Raw genomic sequence first — 20,306 nt, 5'->3', positions numbered from 1 at the left:
GCGCCTTAGGGCCTCAGAGGTACTGGTGGATTCAGCTGTTGCCAAAGAGATCAAAGCGAGAGAAGAATATCAAGACCTTATTGTAAAAGAAAAGTAGAGAGACATCATGAAAACTATTAATTTTCATAAAATCAGCGCGGCGGGAAATGATTTCATCTTAATTGATAATCGAAATAAAATTCTTCCTAAAGATGAGTCTTTGCTTGCCAAAAAACTCTGCGACAGAAAATTTGCCGTAGGCGCCGACGGGCTTATTATACTTGAAAATAGCGATAAGACAGATTTTAAAATGCGCTATTATAATTCGGACGGATCCATAGCTTCTATGTGCGGCAACGGTGGAAGGTCCATCGCCAGATTTGCAAATATTCTGGGTATTGTCCAAAACAAAATGACGTTTGAAACTGAAGCGGGTTTTGTAAAGGCTGAGATATTAGGAAAAGAAATAAAGCTTTTCCTTTATGAGCCAAAAGATGCAAAGCTTGATTTTACTTTGAGAGTTGATAAAAGGGAATTCAGCGTATCTTTTATTAATACGGGAGTTCCTCATACGGTAATTTTTGTTAACGATATTGATAAAACTGACGTTTTGGAATTAGGCAGGATGGTAAGGTACCACAAGGAGTTCCTCCCCGGAGGAACAAACGTAAATTTTGTGCAAAAAAAAGACGATAATTCTATTTTTGTAAGAACATACGAACGCGGAGTTGAAGGTGAAACCCTGGCCTGCGGTACCGGCGTTATAGCGAGCGCAATAATTGCTGGTTTAAGGGGGATGGTTAACCAACCGGTTCATTGCATTACGCGGGGCGGATATATTTTAACTGTAGCATATTCAAAAAACGATAAGGGGGATTTGCTTTCTCCGGTCTCAAATGTTTCTCTTCAAGGCCCTGCTGAGGTGGCTTTTAAGGGAGAAGTAAGTATTTAAAGACAGATTTCAGCTATCAGCTGTCAGCTTTCAAATGAAAACAAAAAAGAATTATTTTGCCGAAGGCTGAAAGCTGAGGGCTTTAAAAAGGAGCGGATATGTTTCAAGGTTCTTATGTTGCATTAGTGACTCCGTTTAAGGGAAATAGTGTAGATACTGATAAATTAAAAGAGCTTGTTGAATTTCAAATTTCAAACGGCACGAACGGTATTGTTCCGTGCGGAACGACAGGCGAATCCGCTACATTATCGCATGAAGAACACAAAAATACCATTGACGTCGTTGTTAAAGCGGTAAAGAAACGGATTAAAGTTATTGCTGGTACAGGGTCAAATTGTACAAGAGAGGCAATAGACCTCAGCAGATATGCCGAGAAAGCCGGTTGCGACGGGATTCTTTTAGTTTCCCCGTATTACAATAAGCCTACTCAAAAGGGTCTTTATCTGCATTTCAAAGCAGTTGCCGATTCAATCAAAATCCCTGTGATGTTGTACAACATTATGAGTAGGACCGGCGTAAATATTGAGCCTCAAACGGTGCAAAAGATAAACCGCGACTGCAAAAATGTAACCGCTATCAAAGAAGCTTCCGGTTCACTGGATCAGATGTCAGAGATTCATAAGCTTTGTCCGAATATGGATCTTTTATCGGGAGATGATTTATTGACTCTTGAGGTTTTGTCCATCGGAGGAACGGGGGTTGTTTCCGTATTGGCAAATATAGTGCCGAAGGAAGTAGCTGATATGGTAAAAGCCTATTTGGAAAAGGATTTAGGAAAGGCAAAATCTCTTTTTTCAAAACTTTTGCCGCTTATAAAGGCATTGTTCTTAGAAACCAATCCAATTCCGCTTAAAACGGCAATGGGAATTTTAGGAATGTGTTCGCCCGATTTAAGGCTGCCTTTGTGTCCTATGGAAGATGCAAACCGGCAAAAGCTTGAAAAAGCATTAAAAGACTACGGGCTTTTAAAATAATTGATGGGTGGTCCGCTCGCTCCGAAGGAGCGGGCAGTGACTTCGCCCCAAAAGGGGTGAGGAGAAAAAATGATCAATACAAGCGTATGCGGTGCCGCAGGAAAAATGGGTACAAGCATTTTAAGGCTTTTATCCGATGATAAGGAATTTAAAGTAATCGGAGGAGTTGAAAGCAAGGAATTTCTTTCAAAGTGCCCTAAAGAACTGAAATCAACTTCGGATCTTTCAGAAATAATCGGCGGTTCGGATGTTATTATAGATTTTTCCGATATATCCGGTACTCTTGAACACCTTTCAATAGCTGAGAAAAATAAAAAAGCTATGGTCATTGGCACTACCGGTTTTAAGGATTTGCAAATTGAGGCGATAAAGAAAGCTTCAAAAGGTATTCCTATAGTATTTTCTCCGAACATGTCAGTGGGAGTAAACCTGCTTTTTAAAGTTGCCGAAGAAATTGCGTCAAAAGTACCGACCTATGACGTGGAAATCGTAGAGCTTCATCACAATCAAAAAAAGGACGCTCCTTCCGGAACAGCTATGAATTTAGCCAGGATAATTGCCAATGCCTTGGGCCGGAAAATTGAAGAAGTAGGAGTTTACGGCAGAAAAGGTGAAATAGGGCCGCGAAAAAAGGGTGAAATCGGAATTTCATCAGTAAGAGCCGGCGATATTGTTGGAGATCATACCGTTTATTTTGCTGGGCCGGGAGAAAGGATTGAACTCATTCACAGGGCTCACTCGCGGGATACTCTTGCAGCGGGAGCTTTAGTTGCGGCAAAGTGGGTAATTAAACAAAAGCCCGGTCTTTACGATATGCAAAATGTGCTGGACTTGAAATAAAAAATAACTGCAATTAAAAGGAAACAAATGATTTATCTGCGATTTGAAATAGAAGGAAAAAAGAAAGACGGTGTATTGGAAAATAAAACCGTTTATGAAATTACGCCGAATTTTTATTCAAAATATAAGAAAACCGGGAAAAAATTTGATATTTCTAAAGTAAAGATTTTAATTCCTTGCGAGCCTTCAAAAATTATTGCGCTGGGCTTAAATTATATGAGCCACGCCAGCGAACTAAAAATGGCTTTGCCAAAAGAACCTTTGATTTTTCTTAAAGCGCCGACATCTGCAATAGGCCCCGGTGAAACAATAATATATCCTGACATATCTCAAAGAGTTGACTATGAAGCCGAGCTGGCGATAGTGATAAAGAAGAAAGGAAAAAATATTCCCTTAAAAGAAGCTCAAGATCATATTTTGGGATATACTTGTTTGAACGACGTAACGGCGCGGGACCTTCAAAAAATTGACGGGCAGTGGACCAGGGCCAAATCTTTTGATACTTTTTCTCCGATAGGCCCTTGGATAGTTGATAATATTGATCCTCACAATCTTAAAATAGAAGCTTTAGTTAACGGAAAAGTATTGCAGGATTCTAACACAAAGGATATGATTTTCAAAGTCAACGAAGTAGTATCTTTTGTTTCAAGGATAATGACTCTTTTGCCGGGAGATGTGATTTCAACGGGAACGCCTCCTGGTGTTGGCCCTTTGGTAAGAGGGGATAAAGTAAAGATAAAGATTCAAAAAATTGGCGAGTTAGCAAATTCGGTCGCCTGATTAATAGAGAAATGAAAAAAATACTTAACGAAATACTGGATTTTTTTTCTGACGAAGAAAACCTTGAAATTTCTCGTTATGATCCTTTGCACCTCGGTGCAATGATAGTGATCATTCTTTTCGGTATGAGCCTAATATTTTGGCTTCTATGGGCTTTGCTCGTGTTTGGGGGAGGAATACAGTCAAAAGTAGTCCCGTTTCTGCAGATTTTATTCACTTCAAAAACAGCAGAAAATTTCGGATATGTCGGATATCCGTACGAAATGGGAGTATTTGAAGGATGGATTACAAATGTAGTTACTTTTTGTTTTCTCATACTGGTTATTTTGGGAATTTGGCACGTATTTAAACAAGCAGAAGAGACTGGAAAGTAGATAGGAATTTGGGAGAAAAGAATGCGCATTGAATACAGCGACAAACTGAAAAAACTTCCTCCGTATCTTTTCGTTGAAATAGATAAAAAGAAAAAAGCGGCTATAGAAAAAGGCGTGGACATAATTTCGTTGGGAGTGGGTGACCCTGATTATTTTACGCCAGAACATATTGTAAAAGCCGCGCAGGAAGCTATAGCGAAACCTGAAAACCATCATTATCCTTTTGGGTCCGGGCTTAAGAGGTTTCGTGAAGCTATCGCTAAATGGTACAAAAATAGGTTCAATGTAGATTTAAATCCCGAAAACGAAATATATCCATTAATCGGTTCAAAAGAAGGCATAGGCCATTTTCATCTTGCTTTTGTAAATCCTGGAGATGTAGTGCTGATACCTGAGCCGGGTTATCCTGTTTATAACACCGGAACGATATTTTCTGACAGCGTGCCCCATTTTATGCCGCTTTTGGAAAAAAACAATTTCCTTCCCGATCTGGACGCAATACCTGAAAACATAAGAAAAAAAGCGAAAATAATTTTTATTAATTATCCAAACAACCCGACAGCCGTTATGGCTCCCCCGGAATTTTATAAGAAGGTCGTTTCCTTTGCTTCAAAATATAATATTATCGTTGCGCATGATGCAGCCTATTCAGAGCTTTATTACGATAAAAAACCTACAAGTTTTCTTGAAATTCCCGGCGCAAAAGAGGTGGGGGTTGAATTTCATTCTCTTTCTAAAACATACAATATGACCGGTTGGCGCATAGGCTGGATATGCGGTAATAAAGATATAGTCAATGGCCTTGCGACAGTTAAAGATAACTATGATTCGGGAGTATTTCAGGCCATACAAGAGGCAGCAATAACTGCTTTAACGGGTCCGCAGGACTGCGTACAGGTGATGCGAAGAATATATGGGGACAGAAAAGATGCCCTGGTTGACGGCTTAAATAAACTCGGATGGAACGTAAGAAAACCGGAAGCGACTTTTTATGTCTGGGCTAAAGTGCCAAAAGGATATTCTTCTGCTCAGACTGTTTCAAAGCTATTAGATGAAGCGGGTATAATATGCACACCAGGTAACGGCCTTGGGCCGTCGGGCGAGGGATATGTAAGATTTGCGCTAACGGTTGAAGTTCCAAGGATTAAAGAAGCTTTGCATCGGCTTGAAAAAATAAAATGGTAGTTGCATATATAGGGCTCGGCTCAAATATCGGAGATAGAAAAAAAAACATTTTGAAAGCGGTAAAGCTTATTCTTAAAAACAGTCATTTTAAAGTTCTTGAGAAATCTTCTTTATATCTGACAAAACCGATCGGCCCGAAACAAAGAAAATTTGTTAACTACGTTTTAAAGGTAAATACTGATCTTTCGCCGTTGAAGTTGCTTAAAACATTAAAAGATATTGAGGCCATCCTGGGAAGGAAAAAAACTCAAAGATGGGGCCCCCGAATTATTGATCTCGATATTCTTTTCTGCGGAAATAAAGTTTTAAAAGCAAAAAATCTGAATGTTCCTCACAAAGAAATTCAAAACCGTAGTTTTGTGCTTGATCCTCTGGCCGAAATTGCACCGAGGCTCGTACATCCGGTTTTGAAAGAAACAGTAACGGAACTTAAAAACAAACTAATCAGGGTCCGCTGAAAAATTTATTAGACCCTATTGAGCCCCTCACCCCATCCCTTTCCCTCGAGGGGAGAGGAAGCCCGAAGGGCAGGTGAGGGTGAATGGAAAGGTATGCGTAACATGAAAAGAAGGTACCATCTTCAGATGGGGGAGTTTCACTTGAAGTGCCAATTTGGCACCTCAAGTTGGGGTGGTACCAGGAAACTTCCGATGATTTTCTCAAAATAATTGAAGAAAACAAATAAGTAAATCCAGGCACGGGCACCGCTTAAAAGGATGGGATTAACAATGCAACTATGGTCAAAGGAAGTGGAAAAGAAATTTTTTGAAGACTCTTTTAAATTTGCTTCTCCCGAACAACTTTTTTATTTTTCTGATGATAAAAGATATTTAGCGTATTGGCCTAAAAATTACGAAGGAGCTAAATCAACCCTGCAAAGCCGTAATTCTCTAATTGGTAAATTTACTGAAAAATGGACAGCCGACCTAATTCGAGAGACTATTTCTGACAAAAAACTATTTGCAGTTCAAGGGGCAAAATGTGAAGAATTAGCTTTGACTGATATGTCTCCGGCAGATGTTGTTATTTCTCGGAATAAAAAAATAGAACAAAAACCTGAGGATATCTTGGCAATATTTGAAGTTAAAATGTCTATCGTATGGAACTGGGAACTAAAGAAAAAAAATCTAACTTGCTTAGGTGATTATAGTACTCATACGGGAAATCCGGGACTTCTAAGATCTGATTCAATGCTAAAGGGTATAGGCAAGAGCATTAATATCCGCGTTTCAAGCTTTAAAGCATCAAGAATTCCGATCATTATAATTGGTAATACTCCAATAACTCAAAGTTATTATGAAAAAGTTGATCACTTAAAGACTGCGGGTATAGTTCAAGGTTTTTGGTCTGTTAATCCTAGTCCGCTAGATGATAACGGAGAAAATATTAAAAGGACAAAAAAGGGTGGTTTTAATCGTCTTGATAAATTTGAAGAATTAAAGGAAACTATTAATTCCCTGTTATCTACAGAAATGAACTTTTTTTCAAGCATGAAAAGCAAAAAAGAACTTGGGCAGATTATAGAACTTTCAAATAAAGAATCTTCATACGAAAAAAAGGCTGAAAAATTTTTAGAACTTATCAAGGAGACTAAATAAATGGAAAATACTATTGTTCGCCGCAATGGTACAAAAACAAGCTCTTTTGGAACTCCTGGGAGAATTAACCATGATTCTTCAAAGTTTTACAACAGCAAACTTTATGCAGACAAGAGACCTGTTTTTGATGGGAACTTTGAAGAAAATGCTATACCATCTGAAAAAATAGATAAAATTTACTGTAAATCGAGTGAAATAATGAATGATATACCTGATAGTAGTATTCATCTGATGGTTACTTCACCACCATATAATGTGCAAAAAGAATATGACGAGGATTTATCCTTAAATGAGTATCGGAGTTTACTGAAAAAGGTTTTTAAAGAAACATATAATAAACTTGTTCCCGGTGGCAGAGCCTGTATTAATGTTGCAAATTTAGGAAGGAAACCTTATATACCACTTCATACCTATATTATTGAAGACATGCTAGATATCGGCTATTTGATGAGGGGGGAAATTATTTGGAATAAAGCCTCAAGCGCAAGTCCCTCAACAGCTTGGGGAAGTTGGAAGTCGGCAGCAAATCCAGTGCTGCGAGATATTCACGAATACATTTTGGTTTTTTCTAAAGAATCATTTTCACGAAAAAAGGATAAGAAGGAAGACACAATTCCAAAGGAAAAATTTATCGAATGGACCAAAAGTGTATGGACTTTTCCTGCTGTTTCTGCAAGGAGCATCGGGCATCCCGCCCCTTTCCCGGAAGAATTACCTCATAGATTGATACAAATGTACACTTTTAAAAATGATGTAGTATTGGACCCTTTTTGCGGAGCAGGAACGGCTTGCCTTGCCGCCTTAAAAGGTAGCAGACACTATATCGGGTATGATATTAAAAAGGAATATGTTGAATTGGCGAATCAAAGGATAAAGAAATATTTGAACCAAGTCGGTTTATTCGAATATAAAAATATTGGTTCTCATTCTTTTATTGCTGAAAAACGAACGAACAAGTATTCAACAAAATGCAAGTCTAATAAGACAAAAAAGAAAAAGATTCCATAACCATAAGCGACCTTGTGGTGCCCAGAAAAAAGAAAAGTTTTAATAAATTTACAAAAAAAGGCAGAGTTAATAAAACTACGTACCGAAACTAGAAGCGTTCCATAAACCGTGGAAAGAATTCAGGAGAAAGATATGCTCGAAGAAATAACAATCAAGATTTGGGATGAGTTTAATGATAAGATCAAATACATCAAAAATAAATATGGTTTCACTCCAGCCGGGGACTATCAAAATGAACACCTCGTATTTTACCGCGGCTTGGCAGATGGCAAATACAAGCTTTCAACCACACTAGAAAGATATTCTCCGAATAATCCCTGGAGTGTGTGCGAGTATGCAGGATTTTTACAAAGGTGCTCATCAGAAATTGAGTCATTTACGAAATTTAATTGGAATTTACCAAATGACAAAGAATGGAAAACCGAATACAATAAAGTTTTTACAACACGACATCCTGAATCAATCATCAAAATACCATTTCTCGAATTCTGGATATATATGCGTCACAACGGATTCCCATCCCCTTTACTTGACTGGAGTGCATCACCGTACGTAGCAGCCTTTTTTGCGTTTGAGGAACAAAAAGAGGCTGACTGCGTAGCAATATATGCTTATATTGAACCTCTACCAAATCCGGGAATAGAATTGGATAATAGTCCATCCAGTAGGCCACAAATTCGTATTATAGGGGGGCCTGATACTAGAACGCATGAGCGCCATTATCTACAGCAGGCATGGTATACTCTGGCTTATATCTACGACTCGCTAGAAAAGGAACATGTAATCTACGATTATGAACACTTTTTTAGGGAAGATGGAAGCGATAACTTCGTCAAAATAATCATCCCGCGGTCCCAGAGAATACCAGCATTGACGTATCTTTATGAACACAACATTAATCATTTCAGTTTAATGCATTCGGAAGAATCATTACTGAAATCTTTGGCATTTAAACATAGGAAGGAATAGCAGTCCGCCGAAGTGGCGGGTGGCATAAAGGGGAAAATAATGGGAAAACGAAAACCTTTGTTGGCAGGCAACTGGAAAATGTTTAAAACGATTCCTGAGGCTTTGGAATTGGTCAACGGTCTGAAAAAAAGTTGTTCAAGTGTTTCAGATAGAGAAATTTTGGTTTGCCCTCCGTTTACTTCGTTATACGCGGTTTCTCAAAACATAAAGGATTCAAATATAAAACTTGGTGCTCAAAATCTTTTCTGGGAAGCAAAAGGAGCTTTTACGGGAGAGATAGCTCCAAATATGCTGGTTGATGCTGGTTGTAAATACGTGATAATTGGGCATTCCGAACGAAGACAATATTTCGGCGAAACTGACGAATCTGTGAACAAAAAAATGAAATCAGCATTTTCTGCCGGGCTTATACCTATTGTATGTGTTGGAGAAAGTCTTTCTGAAAGAGAAAAAAACATTACAATGCAGGTTATAGAAAGACAAGTTAAAAACGGTTTGGCAGGATTAAATTCCGATCAGTCAAAAATATTGGTGATTGCCTATGAGCCTGTTTGGGCAATAGGTACAGGAAAAACGGCTACTCCCCAGCAGGCTGAGGAAGTGCATGCTTATATACGCAAACTGTACGGAAATATGTATGGAAACGAGGCGTCGGAAAGCATCAGAATTTTATACGGCGGTTCAATGAAGCCCGATAACATTTCCGAGCTTATGAAACAGCCAAATATTGACGGCGGACTTGTCGGCGGCGCAAGCTTAGAAATTGATTCATTCACCAAAATAATAAAATATGCATAAGTTTACCCCGTTAGAAATAGTTAGATTATAAGAAGAATCATCAACTAAAGATATTGTATATAAATTTTTCAATAATTAATATATTAACAGAAGTTAGGCTATTTCTAACGGGGTAAAATGGACAACGCTGAAAATAGAAAAATATTAGCAAATGTTTCAAATAGGCATGTGCATCTTAGTTCGTCTGACCTTGAAATACTTTTCGGCAAGGGATATAAGCTTACAAAACTGAAAGATTTAATGCAGCCCGGAGAACATTCTTGCCAAGAAACTGTAACAATTGTCGGGAAAAAAAGACAACTTGAAAATGTCAGAATTTTAGGGCCGGTTCGGAGCGCAACTCAGGTGGAAATTTCTGTAACCGACAGCATAAATCTGGGAATAGATGCCCCGCTAAGAATTTCCGGGAATATTGCCGGCTCAGCACCTCTAAAAATTATTGGACCTAAAGGCGAGATAGACTTAAAAGAAGGGTGCATAATTGCAAAACGGCATGTGCATATGACAACAACCGATGCAAAACGTTTAGGAGTAAGCAATAATCAGGTTATAAAGATAAAATGTCCGGGGGACCGGGGTCTTATTTTTGATAACGTTGTATCAAGAGTAAGCGACAAAATGTCATTGGAATGCCATTTAGATACTGACGAAGCAAATTCGGCAGGATTAAAAAACGGAGATTCTGTTTATATTTTGTAAAAAAATTATGAAAATTATATTTGGTTGTGATCACGCGGGGTACGCACACAAGGCTTTGATCTTGGATTTTTTGAAAAAGGAGAAATATTCCGTTTTGGATTTTGGATGCGACTGCGCGGAAAGCTGCGACTATACTCCTATAGCGAAAAAAGTTGCTGACGCTGTTTCCAAGGGAGATGCCGAAAGGGGAATACTCATTTGCGGCACCGGGGTAGGCATGTCTATAGCTGCAAACAAATTTAAAGGTGTTAGAGCAGCTTGTTGCTGGGCAGATGAAATAGCTTCCTTAATTTCAAAGCATAACATGGCAAATATTATTTGTTTGCCCGGCCGTTTTGCCGATACAAAAGACTTGATAAAGTGGATAAAAATCTGGATTGATACTCCTCACAGCACTGAAAAAAGGCATATAAATAGAATTCAACAAATCAGCGAAATTGAAAAAAACTGCTGCAAATGAGCATGATGATGCAGCATATTGACTGTTTCTAATGAAAAAAATACGTCCGCAGGATCTTGCTCATTTTATTGACTATACTCTTTTGAAGGCCGACGCTTCTCAGAACCAGATTAAGACCATATGTAAACAAGCGGATAAATTTGGTTTTAAATCAGTTTGTGTAAATCCGTGCTGGGTAAAATTCTGCGCGAAGCTTTTAAAAAATTCTCTGGTTAAAGTTTGCACTGTTATCGGTTTCCCGCTAGGAACTTCCGCAACGAAAGTAAAAGTTTTTGAAGCAAAGGAAGCCATTAAAGACGGGGCGGATGAATTAGACGCAGTTATTAATATCGGAAAAATCAAATCAAATGATTATGAATATGCGACCAAAGAAATCCGATATTTAAGGCGGATTTCCAAAGGAAAAATACTTAAAATTATTCTTGAAACCAGTTATCTCAACAGAAACGAAATAATGAAATTATGCAAAATCACCAAAAAAGCCGGGGTTGATTTTGTAAAAACATCAACAGGATTTTCTTCAAAAGGAGCAAGCATAAAAGCAGTAAAACTGATGAAAAAAACCGTAGGTAATTATCCCGGAATAAAAGCTTCGGGCGGAATTGCCAAATATTGTGAAGCGATAAAAATGATTTTGGCCGGGGCAACTAGAATAGGGACATCCCGAGCAATTCAGATTATATCAGGGAAATAAATTTTGAGGGTTGAAAAATGGCACATAAAAAATGGTATTTAGCGCATTCCCCGTCTGAAAAAGACGAAAAGAGGTGGCTTTTAAAAATTTCTTTGAATGAAGACGAGTTTGATGACCTTTTAAAAGAAATTCCTTTAAGTATTGGCGGACCGTTTCTTTCGGAGGATGAAGATTATACCTATACTGTTTATCTTTACGGAGTGGAAGACGACCTTCTTGAAAAGATAGAAACCCTTCTTAAAACCAGGTTTGGCGAGGGAAAATTGGTAAAAACTGAGCAAAAAGAGGATATTTCCGGACAAAAAGAGACCCAAGAAGAAGGGGTCTCTGCTGAGGGCATTATTTCAGAAGACTCATCGGAAACTAATAAAGAAACTCCTGAAGAAACTCAAGAAATACCGGAAAAGAAAACCGAACCTGCCAAAACTACCGAAAAAAAAGCGATAAAACGCTCGGGCCCTTTTGCGGAAAATTCGCTGAGGCTTAATCCCCTTTACACATTTGAACAGTTTGTTATAGGCCCTAATTCCAGGTTTACAGCGGCGGCAGCAAGAGCGGTTTCTGACGGGCCTGGTAAAGTTTATAATCCTTTTTTTATTTATGGAGGGGTTGGCCTTGGAAAAACGCATTTGATGCAGGCAGTCGGGCATTATGTGCTTCAAAATAGCGAAGACTATACGATAATGTATGTGACGGCCGAAAAATTTATGAGCGAAGTTATTGAAGGAATACGAACGGGCAAACTTCAAGAAATGCGGGAAAACTATAAAAATATAGATTCGTTTCTGGTGGATGACGTTCAGTTTTTGTCTGAATCCGAATCTACCCAAGAAGAGTTTTTCCATGTATTTAATTCCCTGCATCAAGCGGGAAAACAGATTATTCTTACATCGGACCGCCATCCTAAAAAGCTTAATACACTTGAAGACAGGCTTAGGAGCCGGTTTGAATGGGGACTTATAGCGGATATAAAGCCTCCCAGCCTTGAAACCCGTCTAGCTATATTGAAAAAGAAAATGATACTAAACAACATTGATCTTGACGACAATATACTTTATTACATTGCCTCAACTCTAAAATCTAATGTTCGTGAACTTGAGGGTTTCTTAAAAAGAATCAGCGCCTACGCTTCTTTAATACAGCAGGCAATAACATTAGATATTGTTAAAAGCCTTATGTCAGATATGGTTTCTCCGGAAGCTCAGGAACAAGCTCAAATTTCTTCTGAAGAAACTGAATCTGCCACGGAAACTAAACCTGAAAGTCCGGTACCGCCGCCTCAAGAACCTTTTAAACCAAATGTACCCCCTTATATACCTCCCAGACCAGGAATTCCTATAAGAGATAGAGGAAAAGCGTTTGGCGAAAAGGCAAGTAAAACGACTTCTTTTTACACTCCTGAAACCGAAGTTGTGGTTGATACGGTAAAAGCGGCATTTTTCTATCCTGAAGGAAAGATGAAAGAACTTCTGACCGTGAAAGAGCAATTTAATTCTATTATTCGGAAACATAAACTAAAATTCAAACTTGAAAGCGCTTTTGAACAAACTTATACTTTCGGTCCAAAGATGAAATATGCTTTTTTTGCTGAAACCTGCAAAATAAAAAAAATCGATATAGCCGTTGTTTTGGGTCCTCCGACAGCTTCTGTTTCCGAAGCGGGGGAATTCGGCGATTTGCTTATGACTTTGCTGAACGGAGAAAAAATCGCGCTTCAGCTGATTCAATGGGAAGATTTGACCAAAGATTCCAGATATCTGCATTTAGCATTAGATATTACATTGGTGCGGAAAAGAGGATGAGCATTTTATCGTTTTATCGATAAAAATTAAACCTCGTATTTAGTACGGGGTTATTTTGTTGTTTTTGACTGCAAATAAATGAGATATTTTTCTAAAAATATTATTGTTTTTTTTGTAATTTTTCTATGCATTACCGCTGTTTTCTTTTTCAGCGGCAATTTTTTCCTTAAACTTGTTCTTAAGAAACATTTTGAATACGTAGTCTATCCTGTAGTTACGGATTTAGCAAGTTTAATGAAAGAAGAAAAACCTAAAAATGAAATAAGAGGTATTGCAAATAAATTTTTTATAAGAAACCGGGTAAATTCTGTTCTAGTAATCAATTCAAAAGGCGAAAAGCTCTCTGAACTAAGGAAATTTGCGCCGGATGAACTCCTTGAATTTATAACGGTCAAATTTCAAATTAAAACTGCCGACTCAATAATCGGATGGTTTGAAATTGGGCCGGGATACGAGCATATCTTAAGGGTTCTGACCGGCGGAAAAAATCTTTATTTTACTTTAGGTTTTTTTATCCTATGGGCTATTCTTATATCCTATATTCCGTACCTGTATTTTCGTAAAAGTCTAATCGGATTTATTTCAAAGTTTACTGACTTTTTTGAAAATACAGATAATAAAGAAATTGCAAACTTCAAATTTAAAGTTACCAGCGCCCGCTGGAAAACTCTTTCCGCTAAACTTAATTCAATAAAAGAAAAATACGCAAATACAAACGCGCTGCTTAATTTGCTTTTTTCCATTTCAAAAACGCTTAAATCTAATACCGAGCTAAATGAAATATTCAACAGAGTCATAGGACTTATCACAGGCAAATTCGAAGGTGTTTCATGTGCAATTGTAACGCTTGGAGATGACGGGTTTTTCAAAATACGCGCGCAAAGCGGCTTTTTTACTGATTTTTTAGATAGTATAAAGCTGAAAGAAAATGAAGGTTTTATCGGAAAGGCTTTTTCAAGCAGAGAAACAATAATTTTTAACGACATCAAAGAATGTGATTCTAAATATGTAAAAGACGCTATGGGTGAAGAAGGCATAGAATCTTTTGTATATATTCCAATAATCGGCGAAGGCAGGTGTCTCGGTATTTTGAATGTCTCAAACAAAGAAAAAGGATATTTTACAAAAGAAAAAATGGAAATATTTTCCACATTTTCCGAATATTTGTTTACCGCGCTTCAGAATTTTGAGCTTTTTAACAAGATCAATACTTTGAACCGGCGGCTTGAAATGGAAATCTCTATTGTTACAAAAGAACTTCTTAATACCAATTCGCGCTTGATAAATAAAGCAAACAATATGAAAGCCCTTTCCGATATAGTAATTCTTGCTGCTGTTACCAGCGATATTAAAGATATATTTGCAATGGTTAGCGAGAAAGTGAAAAGCATGCTGTCTGTGGAGTACGCCGGTTTTTTCTTGTATCAAGAACAAACGGAAAGTTTAATGCCTTCCATTCCTTTTTTCGGCATTAGTGACGAAAAAATAGCGCGAAGCTTAAAAATAAATGAATTTGATATCATGGATTCAACAATCAAAGAAGGGAAAAGTTATATGTCGAACAATCCTTCCCAGTCCAATAATTCGCTTAGTTTTCTTAATGGAATTATAAACTTAAACTCAATAATTCTTACACCCTTGATTAATCCATCCCAAAAACCCCTTGGGATTTTTGCGGTTGGAAATAAAATCGGGGGAAGCTTTATTCAGGAAGATGTAAGCCTAATGGAGCTTCTTGCCGACAGAATAGCCGGTTCTGTTGAAAGCATAAAATTAAACAAGGAACTTGCAAATACTGTGCATGATCTAACGGTATTTAAAGATATTTCCAGCACGATATCCAGCGAACCGGTTTCTTTAAAAATATTTGAAAAAGTTATTACAACGATAAAAAAGGCTTTTGAAGCTGATTTGACCCAGCTTTTAATGTACGATGAAAAAAATAAAAAATTCATACCTCAAGATATTTATTTTGATAAAAATAACTTGAATATATTGCACGGAATATCAGTTGATGATGAAAACAGCATAATCTTAAAAACATTTCTTTCGGGAGAAGCTTTTTTAAGCAAAAATACTCAAGAGGACGCCCGCATAAAAAAGCAGGAAAATTTGTTTCAGGGGATGAATTCATTAATAATTGTGCCTCTAAAAGCGGAAAGCGGAACGATTGGAATTTTCATTATAGGAAAGAAGGAAGGGAATTATTATAATGTGGATAGTCTAAAACTTGCTGACCTCGTTCTTACTCAGGCCGCGGTAATTATTGATAATGCAAACCTCTACGATTCCATAAAAAAAGCTTATGGCGAGCTTGAGAGGCTTAACCAGGCTAAAAACGAATTCATTGCAATGATTTCAAATGATATAAGCGTTCCCCTGCTTGCCACAGAAGGCTTTGTTAAAACTGTTTTGAGCGGAAGAGCAGGAGTAATTAATCCACAACAGGAAAAATTTCTAAAAATATCTTATCAGTCTATGGAAAAGCTGGGAATGCTTGTAACAAATTTTATTGAGATCACAAAATTTGAATCAGGGCAATCTAAACTGAATTTAAAGCCGATAAAAATAAACGAAATAATAGAAAAAGCCAGAGAAACATTTTATTCCGAAGTTGAACCGAAAAGGCTTGATTTAAGATTAAATATTCCGGCTTCTTTGCCCGCAATTTCTGCTGATAAAGATGAAGTTATTAAGATATTTAGTAATCTTTTGCTTAATTGTTCCAAGCTTGCCCTTGACGGAGGGATAGTGGAAATTTCCGGTTCCGTTCAGGGAGAAAATGTTTTATTCGGGATTTCCAGCAACGGGATAGGCATTCCCAAAAGCGAGCATTACAGGATATTTGACAAATTTTATCCGAACGATTCAATTTTATCCAGGCTGGTGCCGGTTAGCCTTGCGCTCTGCAAGGTGTTGATTGAGCTTCATAAAGGAAACTTTTGGGTTGAAAGCGATACCGGCAGGGGTTCAAAATTTTTGTTTACAATTCCGTCATATAACGAAGTTGCCTAAATCTTTAAAGAAAGATAATTGTTTACCTTGTATGTTATAAAAAAGTAAGACGAACCCAGCATAATTCGTTGAGGCATGCCCGCCTCGCCCATAAGGGCGGAGCGAGGCCACGACAATTGAAGCGGGTCCGCCTCGTCCGCTCTAAATGAGCTGGACGGGCGAGACGTCGCCCCGATAAATCGGGGCGCGGAGGAACAATGGATTTAGAAAAACTGAAAAATATTGCAAAAAAGGTTAGGCGGGACATAATAACTATGCTAACCGAAGCCGGTTCCGGACATCCGGGAGGAAGCCTTTCATCTGTTGAGCTTGTTGTGGCTCTATATTTCGGAGTTATGAAATTTGATCCTAAAAATCCTTTAGATCCCGAAAGAGATTATTTTATTTTGTCAAAAGGGCATGTCTGCCCGGTTTTATATTCTGTGCTTGCGCAATTGGAGTGTTTAAAATCGGACGAGCTTTGTTCTCTGCGCAAAATCGGTAGCCGTCTTCAGGGCCATCCTGCAAAAGATAAAATGCTGCCGGGGGTAGAGGTATCAACCGGCTCTTTAGGATACGGACTATCTATCGGGGCAGGCATAGCTTTGGGGCTTAAAGCCGAGAAAAAAAATAACAGAGTTTTTGTTCTTATGGGTGACGGCGAGCAGCAGGAAGGGTCTATCTGGGAAGCGGTTATGGCGGCGGGAGACCGTAATCTTGACAATCTCTGCGGGATAATTGACAGCAATAAACTTCAAATAGACGGAAAAGTTGAAGACATAATGAGCATTGAACCATTGGCAGAAAAATACAGGGCGTTTAAATGGAATGTGATAGAAATTGACGGGCATAATTTTAAAGAGATTTTTAAAGCTTATGACAAAGCTTTAAAAACGAAAGGAAAACCTACATTGATAATTGCGAACACAATAAAAGGCAAAGGCGTGTCTTTTATGGAAAATATTGTTGACTGGCACGGGAAAGCGCCTTCAAAAGAACTTATGGAAAAAGCATTAAATGAGATCAGCATTTAAAATCGGAGGAATAATAAATGGTTGAAGTTTACGGCAAAAAGGCAACTCGTTACGGTTTCGGCGAAGCCCTCGTTGAGCTTGGAAAAGAAAATCCGAAAATATTTGTTTTAGGTGCGGATACAGCAGGGTCCGTGGCAATAAATACTTTTCAGGAAGCTTTTCCGGAAAGGTTTATTAATGTCGGCGTGGCTGAACAAAATCTTTTAGGCATGGCGGCTGGCCTTGCAGTAAGGGGATGGATACCTTTTGCGGTAACTTACGGTGTTTTTGCTTCAGGCAGGCCTTGGGAACAGATAAGAACAACAATCTGCTATTCAAATCTTAACGTAAAAATTGGCGGTTCACACTCAGGAATTATGGTGGGCCCCGACGGCCCTACGCATCAGGCGCTTGAAGAAATTTCTATAATGCGTTGCCTGCCGAGGATGACGGTAATCGTTCCGTGCGATTTGAATGAAACAAAAAAAGCTACTTTTGAAGCCGCAAAAATTTCAGGCCCTGTCTATATCAGGTTTGGAAGAGAGGCGGTTCCAATCATTACTAAGGAGAGCGCGCCGTTTAAAATTGGCCGGGCAGAAACCTTGAAAGAAGGCACTGATGTCGCTATTTTGGCTTGCGGTACTCTTGTTTACGAATCTCTTATGGCGGCGGAATTACTTGCTAAAAAAGGAATTTCTGTAGGGGTAATAAATATCCATACTGTAAAGCCCATCGATGAATCAGCCATAATTAAAGCGGCAAAGGAATGCGGCGCGATAGTAACGGCTGAAGAACACCAGGTTTTGGGTGGTTTCGGGTCGGCGGTGGCCGAAGTATTAGTTAAAAATAATCCGGTTCCGGTTGAAATGATAGGAATTCAAGATACTTTTGGAGAATCCGGAAGTCCTTCAGAGCTTATGAGCCATTTTCATCTTAAAGATGTTGATATAGCCAATGCGGCAGAAAAAGTAATAAAAAGAAAAAGATAGGTTGGATTATAAAAGGCTAATGATCAATAGAGTAATCTTAGTGGTCTTGGACAGCGTGGGAGCCGGAGCATTGCCGGACGCAGAAAAATATGGCGATACCGGTGCCGATACGCTTGGCCATATTTTCAGCAACATGGGAAAAGATTACTCTTTACCGAACATGGCAAACCTCGGTTTATACAATATTATTTCTTCAAGTCTGACAAAACCAGAAGTTCTTTCAGGATCGTACGGAAAAATGGCTTGTTTGTCTCCCGGGAAAGATACTACAGTGGGGCATTGGGAAATAGCGGGAATAATCTTAGATAAACCGTTTCCTACATATCCCAACGGATTTCCTAAAGAGTTAATAAAAACATTTGAAAAAAAGATCGGTACTAAAACTCTAGGGAATTTTGCCGCTTCGGGAACTGAAATTATCAAGCAATTGGGCGAAAAACACATCAAAAGCGGTTATCCCATCATTTATACTTCGGCTGATTCAGTTTTTCAAATAGCTGCGCATGAAAAATATTTCGGATTAGAAAAACTGTATTCAATATGTAAAATCGCCCGAAAAATGCTTACGGGCGATCATAATGTCAGCAGGGTAATTGCGAGGCCTTTCATAGGCGAACCCGGCAGTTTTGTTCGGACTGAAAACCGCAAGGATTTTTCATTGCCTCCTGTAAAAAAGACGATACTTGATAAAGTTAAAGAAAACGGCGGAAGCGTAGTTGCAATAGGAAAAATCAAAGATATTTTTAACGGACAGGGTATTACGCAGTCAATGCTGGCTCGAAATAATAGTGAAGGAATGGCAATGACAATGGATGCCGTTTCTCAAAATATCCGGCCTCTTCCTGATTCAAAGTCTCTTGTATTTACAAATCTATTGGATTTCGATATGTTGTGGGGGCACAGACGGGATGTAAAATCGTACGCGCGCGGGCTGGAAGAATTTGATAAGTTTTTGCCGTCCTTAATTGAAAAAATGAAACAGGAAGATCTTTTGATAATAACGGCAGATCACGGCTGCGATCCTACATACACAGTCCATACAGATCATACAAGGGAGTATGTGCCTCTCATGATTTATGGGAAAAAAATTAAGAGCGGGATAAACCTCGGGGCGCGTGCCTCCATGTCTGACATTGCGCAAACTATAGCGGATATATTCAGTTTTAATCAGATGGAAAACGGTAAAAGCTTTAAAAATCTTTTGTTATCATAATCTTTAAGAAAATATTAATTATGGAAAACTTACAGACAAAGTTAGAAAACACAAGATATTTTATCAAGCAAAAAACAAATATAAGCCCTAAAATCGGCATTATTCTCGGTTCAGGCTTAAGCAATACGGCAAAAAAAATTGATGTTGATGCTGAATTCAGTTATTCTTCATTGCCCAATTTTTTACCTTCTAAAGTGGAAGGGCATATCGGACAGCTTCTTTTGGGCAGATATAAGCAAAATGAGATTGCCGTTTTAAACGGGCGGAATCATTATTACGAAGGTTATTCGTTTGATGAAATATGTTATCCCGTACGTCTTTTAAAAATGCTGGGCGTTGAATATCTTTTAATCACTTCCGCAGTAGGAAGTATGAAGAAAAATATTAAAAAGGGAGATCTTGTTATTATCAAAGATCATATAAATTTTATGGGTGAAAACGTATTGAGATCTTCATTTGAAGAAGAATCTATTATAAAATTTTTAGATTTAACTGATTGCTATGACAATGATCTTAATGCGAAAGCAAAAAGTCTGGCAAAGATAAAAAATATAAGTGTAAAAGAAGGCACTTATTTTGCCGTAAGCGGGCCTACATACGAAACTCCGGCTGAGGTCAAAGCATTTTCTAAACTGGGAGGGGACGTTATAGGTATGTCAGTGGTTCCCGAAGCCGTGATTGCCAAGAAACTTAATATAAAGGTTTGTGCCATATCATATGTTTCAAACTATGCTGCCGGCCTTCAAAATACTGCAATAACGCATTCAGAGGTTTTAAAAAATGCCCAAAATGCGGCCGGCAAAATATCAGATATTATTTTTGGTTTGGTTGATTGTATTTACCCCGTTAGAAACAGCCGAACGTTAATAAAAAGTGATGAATAGGAAAATACAATGAATATAGCTTTTCGTAGTTTTGGAAGTTTACGATAGTTTTACTGTTTCGGATGGGATTCACCCCGTTAGAAACAGCCAAACGTTAGGAA

Annotated in this window: 20 protein-coding genes; all 20 read left to right on the top strand. The window is 38.3% G+C overall.

Features of this window, described 5'->3' with window-relative positions:
- The first annotated feature begins 106 nt into the window (after nucleotides 1-106).
- The 20 genes from dapF (at nucleotide 107) to NT145_04350 (ending at nucleotide 20,205) form a co-directional block, all read left to right on the top strand.
- The gene (gene dapF / locus NT145_04445; GenBank protein ID MCX5781939.1) at nucleotides 107-931 is read left to right on the top strand and encodes a diaminopimelate epimerase; all 825 of its coding nucleotides are present in this window, start codon (nucleotides 107-109) and stop codon (nucleotides 929-931) included.
- Between the two features lie 98 nt (nucleotides 932-1,029).
- The gene (gene dapA / locus NT145_04440; GenBank protein MCX5781938.1) at nucleotides 1,030-1,905 is read left to right on the top strand and encodes a 4-hydroxy-tetrahydrodipicolinate synthase; all 876 of its coding nucleotides are present in this window, start codon (nucleotides 1,030-1,032) and stop codon (nucleotides 1,903-1,905) included.
- 69 nt (nucleotides 1,906-1,974) lie between these two features.
- The gene (dapB, locus tag NT145_04435; GenBank protein MCX5781937.1) at nucleotides 1,975-2,745 is read left to right on the top strand and encodes a 4-hydroxy-tetrahydrodipicolinate reductase; all 771 of its coding nucleotides are present in this window, start codon (nucleotides 1,975-1,977) and stop codon (nucleotides 2,743-2,745) included.
- Between the two features lie 27 nt (nucleotides 2,746-2,772).
- Nucleotides 2,773-3,525 carry a fumarylacetoacetate hydrolase family protein gene (locus tag NT145_04430; protein ID MCX5781936.1) on the top strand — a complete coding sequence of 251 codons (753 nt, stop codon included), beginning with the start codon at nucleotides 2,773-2,775 and terminating at the stop codon, nucleotides 3,523-3,525.
- Between the two features lie 11 nt (nucleotides 3,526-3,536).
- Nucleotides 3,537-3,899 carry a hypothetical protein gene (locus tag NT145_04425; protein MCX5781935.1) on the top strand — a complete coding sequence of 121 codons (363 nt, stop codon included), beginning with the start codon at nucleotides 3,537-3,539 and terminating at the stop codon, nucleotides 3,897-3,899.
- 27 nt (nucleotides 3,900-3,926) lie between these two features.
- Complete coding sequence (locus NT145_04420) at nucleotides 3,927-5,084, top strand: LL-diaminopimelate aminotransferase (protein MCX5781934.1); 1,158 nt, start codon at nucleotides 3,927-3,929, stop codon at nucleotides 5,082-5,084.
- Complete coding sequence (folK, locus tag NT145_04415; GenBank protein MCX5781933.1) at nucleotides 5,078-5,542, top strand: 2-amino-4-hydroxy-6-hydroxymethyldihydropteridine diphosphokinase; 465 nt, start codon at nucleotides 5,078-5,080, stop codon at nucleotides 5,540-5,542. The genes NT145_04420 and folK overlap by 7 nt, the downstream gene beginning before the upstream one ends.
- A 270-nt stretch (nucleotides 5,543-5,812) precedes the next feature.
- Nucleotides 5,813-6,682 (top strand): hypothetical protein, encoded by an 870-nt coding sequence (locus NT145_04410; protein MCX5781932.1) that lies wholly within the window; start codon nucleotides 5,813-5,815, stop codon nucleotides 6,680-6,682.
- Nucleotides 6,683-7,690, top strand: coding sequence for a site-specific DNA-methyltransferase (locus NT145_04405; GenBank protein MCX5781931.1), 1,008 nt, complete (start codon nucleotides 6,683-6,685; stop codon nucleotides 7,688-7,690).
- Between the two features lie 132 nt (nucleotides 7,691-7,822).
- A complete protein-coding gene (locus NT145_04400) occupies nucleotides 7,823-8,659 on the top strand; it encodes an FRG domain-containing protein (protein MCX5781930.1) in 837 nt (278 codons plus the stop codon).
- A 39-nt stretch (nucleotides 8,660-8,698) separates the two neighbouring features.
- Nucleotides 8,699-9,457 (top strand): triose-phosphate isomerase, encoded by a 759-nt coding sequence (gene tpiA, locus NT145_04395; GenBank protein ID MCX5781929.1) that lies wholly within the window; start codon nucleotides 8,699-8,701, stop codon nucleotides 9,455-9,457.
- A 117-nt stretch (nucleotides 9,458-9,574) separates the two neighbouring features.
- Nucleotides 9,575-10,156 carry a phosphate propanoyltransferase gene (locus tag NT145_04390; protein MCX5781928.1) on the top strand — a complete coding sequence of 194 codons (582 nt, stop codon included), beginning with the start codon at nucleotides 9,575-9,577 and terminating at the stop codon, nucleotides 10,154-10,156.
- A 7-nt stretch (nucleotides 10,157-10,163) separates the two neighbouring features.
- Nucleotides 10,164-10,616 (top strand): ribose 5-phosphate isomerase B, encoded by a 453-nt coding sequence (gene rpiB, locus NT145_04385; GenBank protein ID MCX5781927.1) that lies wholly within the window; start codon nucleotides 10,164-10,166, stop codon nucleotides 10,614-10,616.
- A gap of 31 nt (nucleotides 10,617-10,647) precedes the next feature.
- Nucleotides 10,648-11,310 carry a deoxyribose-phosphate aldolase gene (gene deoC, locus NT145_04380; protein MCX5781926.1) on the top strand — a complete coding sequence of 221 codons (663 nt, stop codon included), beginning with the start codon at nucleotides 10,648-10,650 and terminating at the stop codon, nucleotides 11,308-11,310.
- A 17-nt stretch (nucleotides 11,311-11,327) separates the two neighbouring features.
- Nucleotides 11,328-13,112, top strand: a complete 1,785-nt coding sequence (dnaA, locus tag NT145_04375) for a chromosomal replication initiator protein DnaA (protein ID MCX5781925.1) — start codon at nucleotides 11,328-11,330, stop codon at nucleotides 13,110-13,112.
- Between the two features lie 78 nt (nucleotides 13,113-13,190).
- On the top strand, nucleotides 13,191-16,127 hold the full coding sequence (locus NT145_04370) for a GAF domain-containing protein (protein ID MCX5781924.1): 2,937 nt from the start codon (nucleotides 13,191-13,193) through the stop codon (nucleotides 16,125-16,127).
- A 197-nt stretch (nucleotides 16,128-16,324) separates the two neighbouring features.
- The gene (locus NT145_04365; GenBank protein MCX5781923.1) at nucleotides 16,325-17,140 is read left to right on the top strand and encodes a transketolase; all 816 of its coding nucleotides are present in this window, start codon (nucleotides 16,325-16,327) and stop codon (nucleotides 17,138-17,140) included.
- Nucleotides 17,141-17,157: 17 nt separating this feature from the next.
- Nucleotides 17,158-18,108, top strand: coding sequence for a transketolase family protein (locus NT145_04360; GenBank protein ID MCX5781922.1), 951 nt, complete (start codon nucleotides 17,158-17,160; stop codon nucleotides 18,106-18,108).
- Between the two features lie 19 nt (nucleotides 18,109-18,127).
- Nucleotides 18,128-19,321: a phosphopentomutase gene (locus NT145_04355; protein MCX5781921.1), complete on the top strand. Its 1,194-nt coding sequence runs from the start codon at nucleotides 18,128-18,130 to the stop codon at nucleotides 19,319-19,321.
- A gap of 20 nt (nucleotides 19,322-19,341) precedes the next feature.
- Nucleotides 19,342-20,205, top strand: coding sequence for a purine-nucleoside phosphorylase (locus NT145_04350; GenBank protein MCX5781920.1), 864 nt, complete (start codon nucleotides 19,342-19,344; stop codon nucleotides 20,203-20,205).
- Nucleotides 20,206-20,306 lie beyond the last annotated feature (101 nt).

The organism is Elusimicrobiota bacterium, from assembly GCA_026388075.1.
In the GTDB taxonomy this organism is placed as follows: Bacteria; Elusimicrobiota; Endomicrobiia; order Endomicrobiales; family JAPLKN01; genus JAPLKN01.
Note: the sequence above shows the minus strand (reverse complement) of the source record. Positions and strands in the feature narration are given on the sequence as shown.

Excerpts from the sequence above, each read along its gene's own strand:
- dapF (MCX5781939.1), top strand. The coding sequence starts at position 107 with ATGAAAACTATTAATTTTCATAAAATCAGCGCGGCGGGAAATGATTTC.
- dapA (MCX5781938.1), top strand. The coding sequence starts at position 1,030 with ATGTTTCAAGGTTCTTATGTTGCATTAGTGACTCCGTTTAAGGGAAAT.
- dapB (MCX5781937.1), top strand. The coding sequence starts at position 1,975 with ATGATCAATACAAGCGTATGCGGTGCCGCAGGAAAAATGGGTACAAGC.
- NT145_04430 (MCX5781936.1), top strand. The coding sequence starts at position 2,773 with ATGATTTATCTGCGATTTGAAATAGAAGGAAAAAAGAAAGACGGTGTA.
- NT145_04425 (MCX5781935.1), top strand. The coding sequence starts at position 3,537 with ATGAAAAAAATACTTAACGAAATACTGGATTTTTTTTCTGACGAAGAA.
- folK (MCX5781933.1), top strand. The coding sequence starts at position 5,078 with ATGGTAGTTGCATATATAGGGCTCGGCTCAAATATCGGAGATAGAAAA.
- NT145_04410 (MCX5781932.1), top strand. The coding sequence starts at position 5,813 with ATGCAACTATGGTCAAAGGAAGTGGAAAAGAAATTTTTTGAAGACTCT.
- NT145_04405 (MCX5781931.1), top strand. The coding sequence starts at position 6,683 with ATGGAAAATACTATTGTTCGCCGCAATGGTACAAAAACAAGCTCTTTT.
- NT145_04400 (MCX5781930.1), top strand. The coding sequence starts at position 7,823 with ATGCTCGAAGAAATAACAATCAAGATTTGGGATGAGTTTAATGATAAG.
- tpiA (MCX5781929.1), top strand. The coding sequence starts at position 8,699 with ATGGGAAAACGAAAACCTTTGTTGGCAGGCAACTGGAAAATGTTTAAA.
- NT145_04390 (MCX5781928.1), top strand. The coding sequence starts at position 9,575 with ATGGACAACGCTGAAAATAGAAAAATATTAGCAAATGTTTCAAATAGG.
- rpiB (MCX5781927.1), top strand. The coding sequence starts at position 10,164 with ATGAAAATTATATTTGGTTGTGATCACGCGGGGTACGCACACAAGGCT.
- deoC (MCX5781926.1), top strand. The coding sequence starts at position 10,648 with ATGAAAAAAATACGTCCGCAGGATCTTGCTCATTTTATTGACTATACT.
- dnaA (MCX5781925.1), top strand. The coding sequence starts at position 11,328 with ATGGCACATAAAAAATGGTATTTAGCGCATTCCCCGTCTGAAAAAGAC.
- NT145_04370 (MCX5781924.1), top strand. The coding sequence starts at position 13,191 with ATGAGATATTTTTCTAAAAATATTATTGTTTTTTTTGTAATTTTTCTA.
- NT145_04365 (MCX5781923.1), top strand. The coding sequence starts at position 16,325 with ATGGATTTAGAAAAACTGAAAAATATTGCAAAAAAGGTTAGGCGGGAC.
- NT145_04360 (MCX5781922.1), top strand. The coding sequence starts at position 17,158 with ATGGTTGAAGTTTACGGCAAAAAGGCAACTCGTTACGGTTTCGGCGAA.
- NT145_04355 (MCX5781921.1), top strand. The coding sequence starts at position 18,128 with ATGATCAATAGAGTAATCTTAGTGGTCTTGGACAGCGTGGGAGCCGGA.
- NT145_04350 (MCX5781920.1), top strand. The coding sequence starts at position 19,342 with ATGGAAAACTTACAGACAAAGTTAGAAAACACAAGATATTTTATCAAG.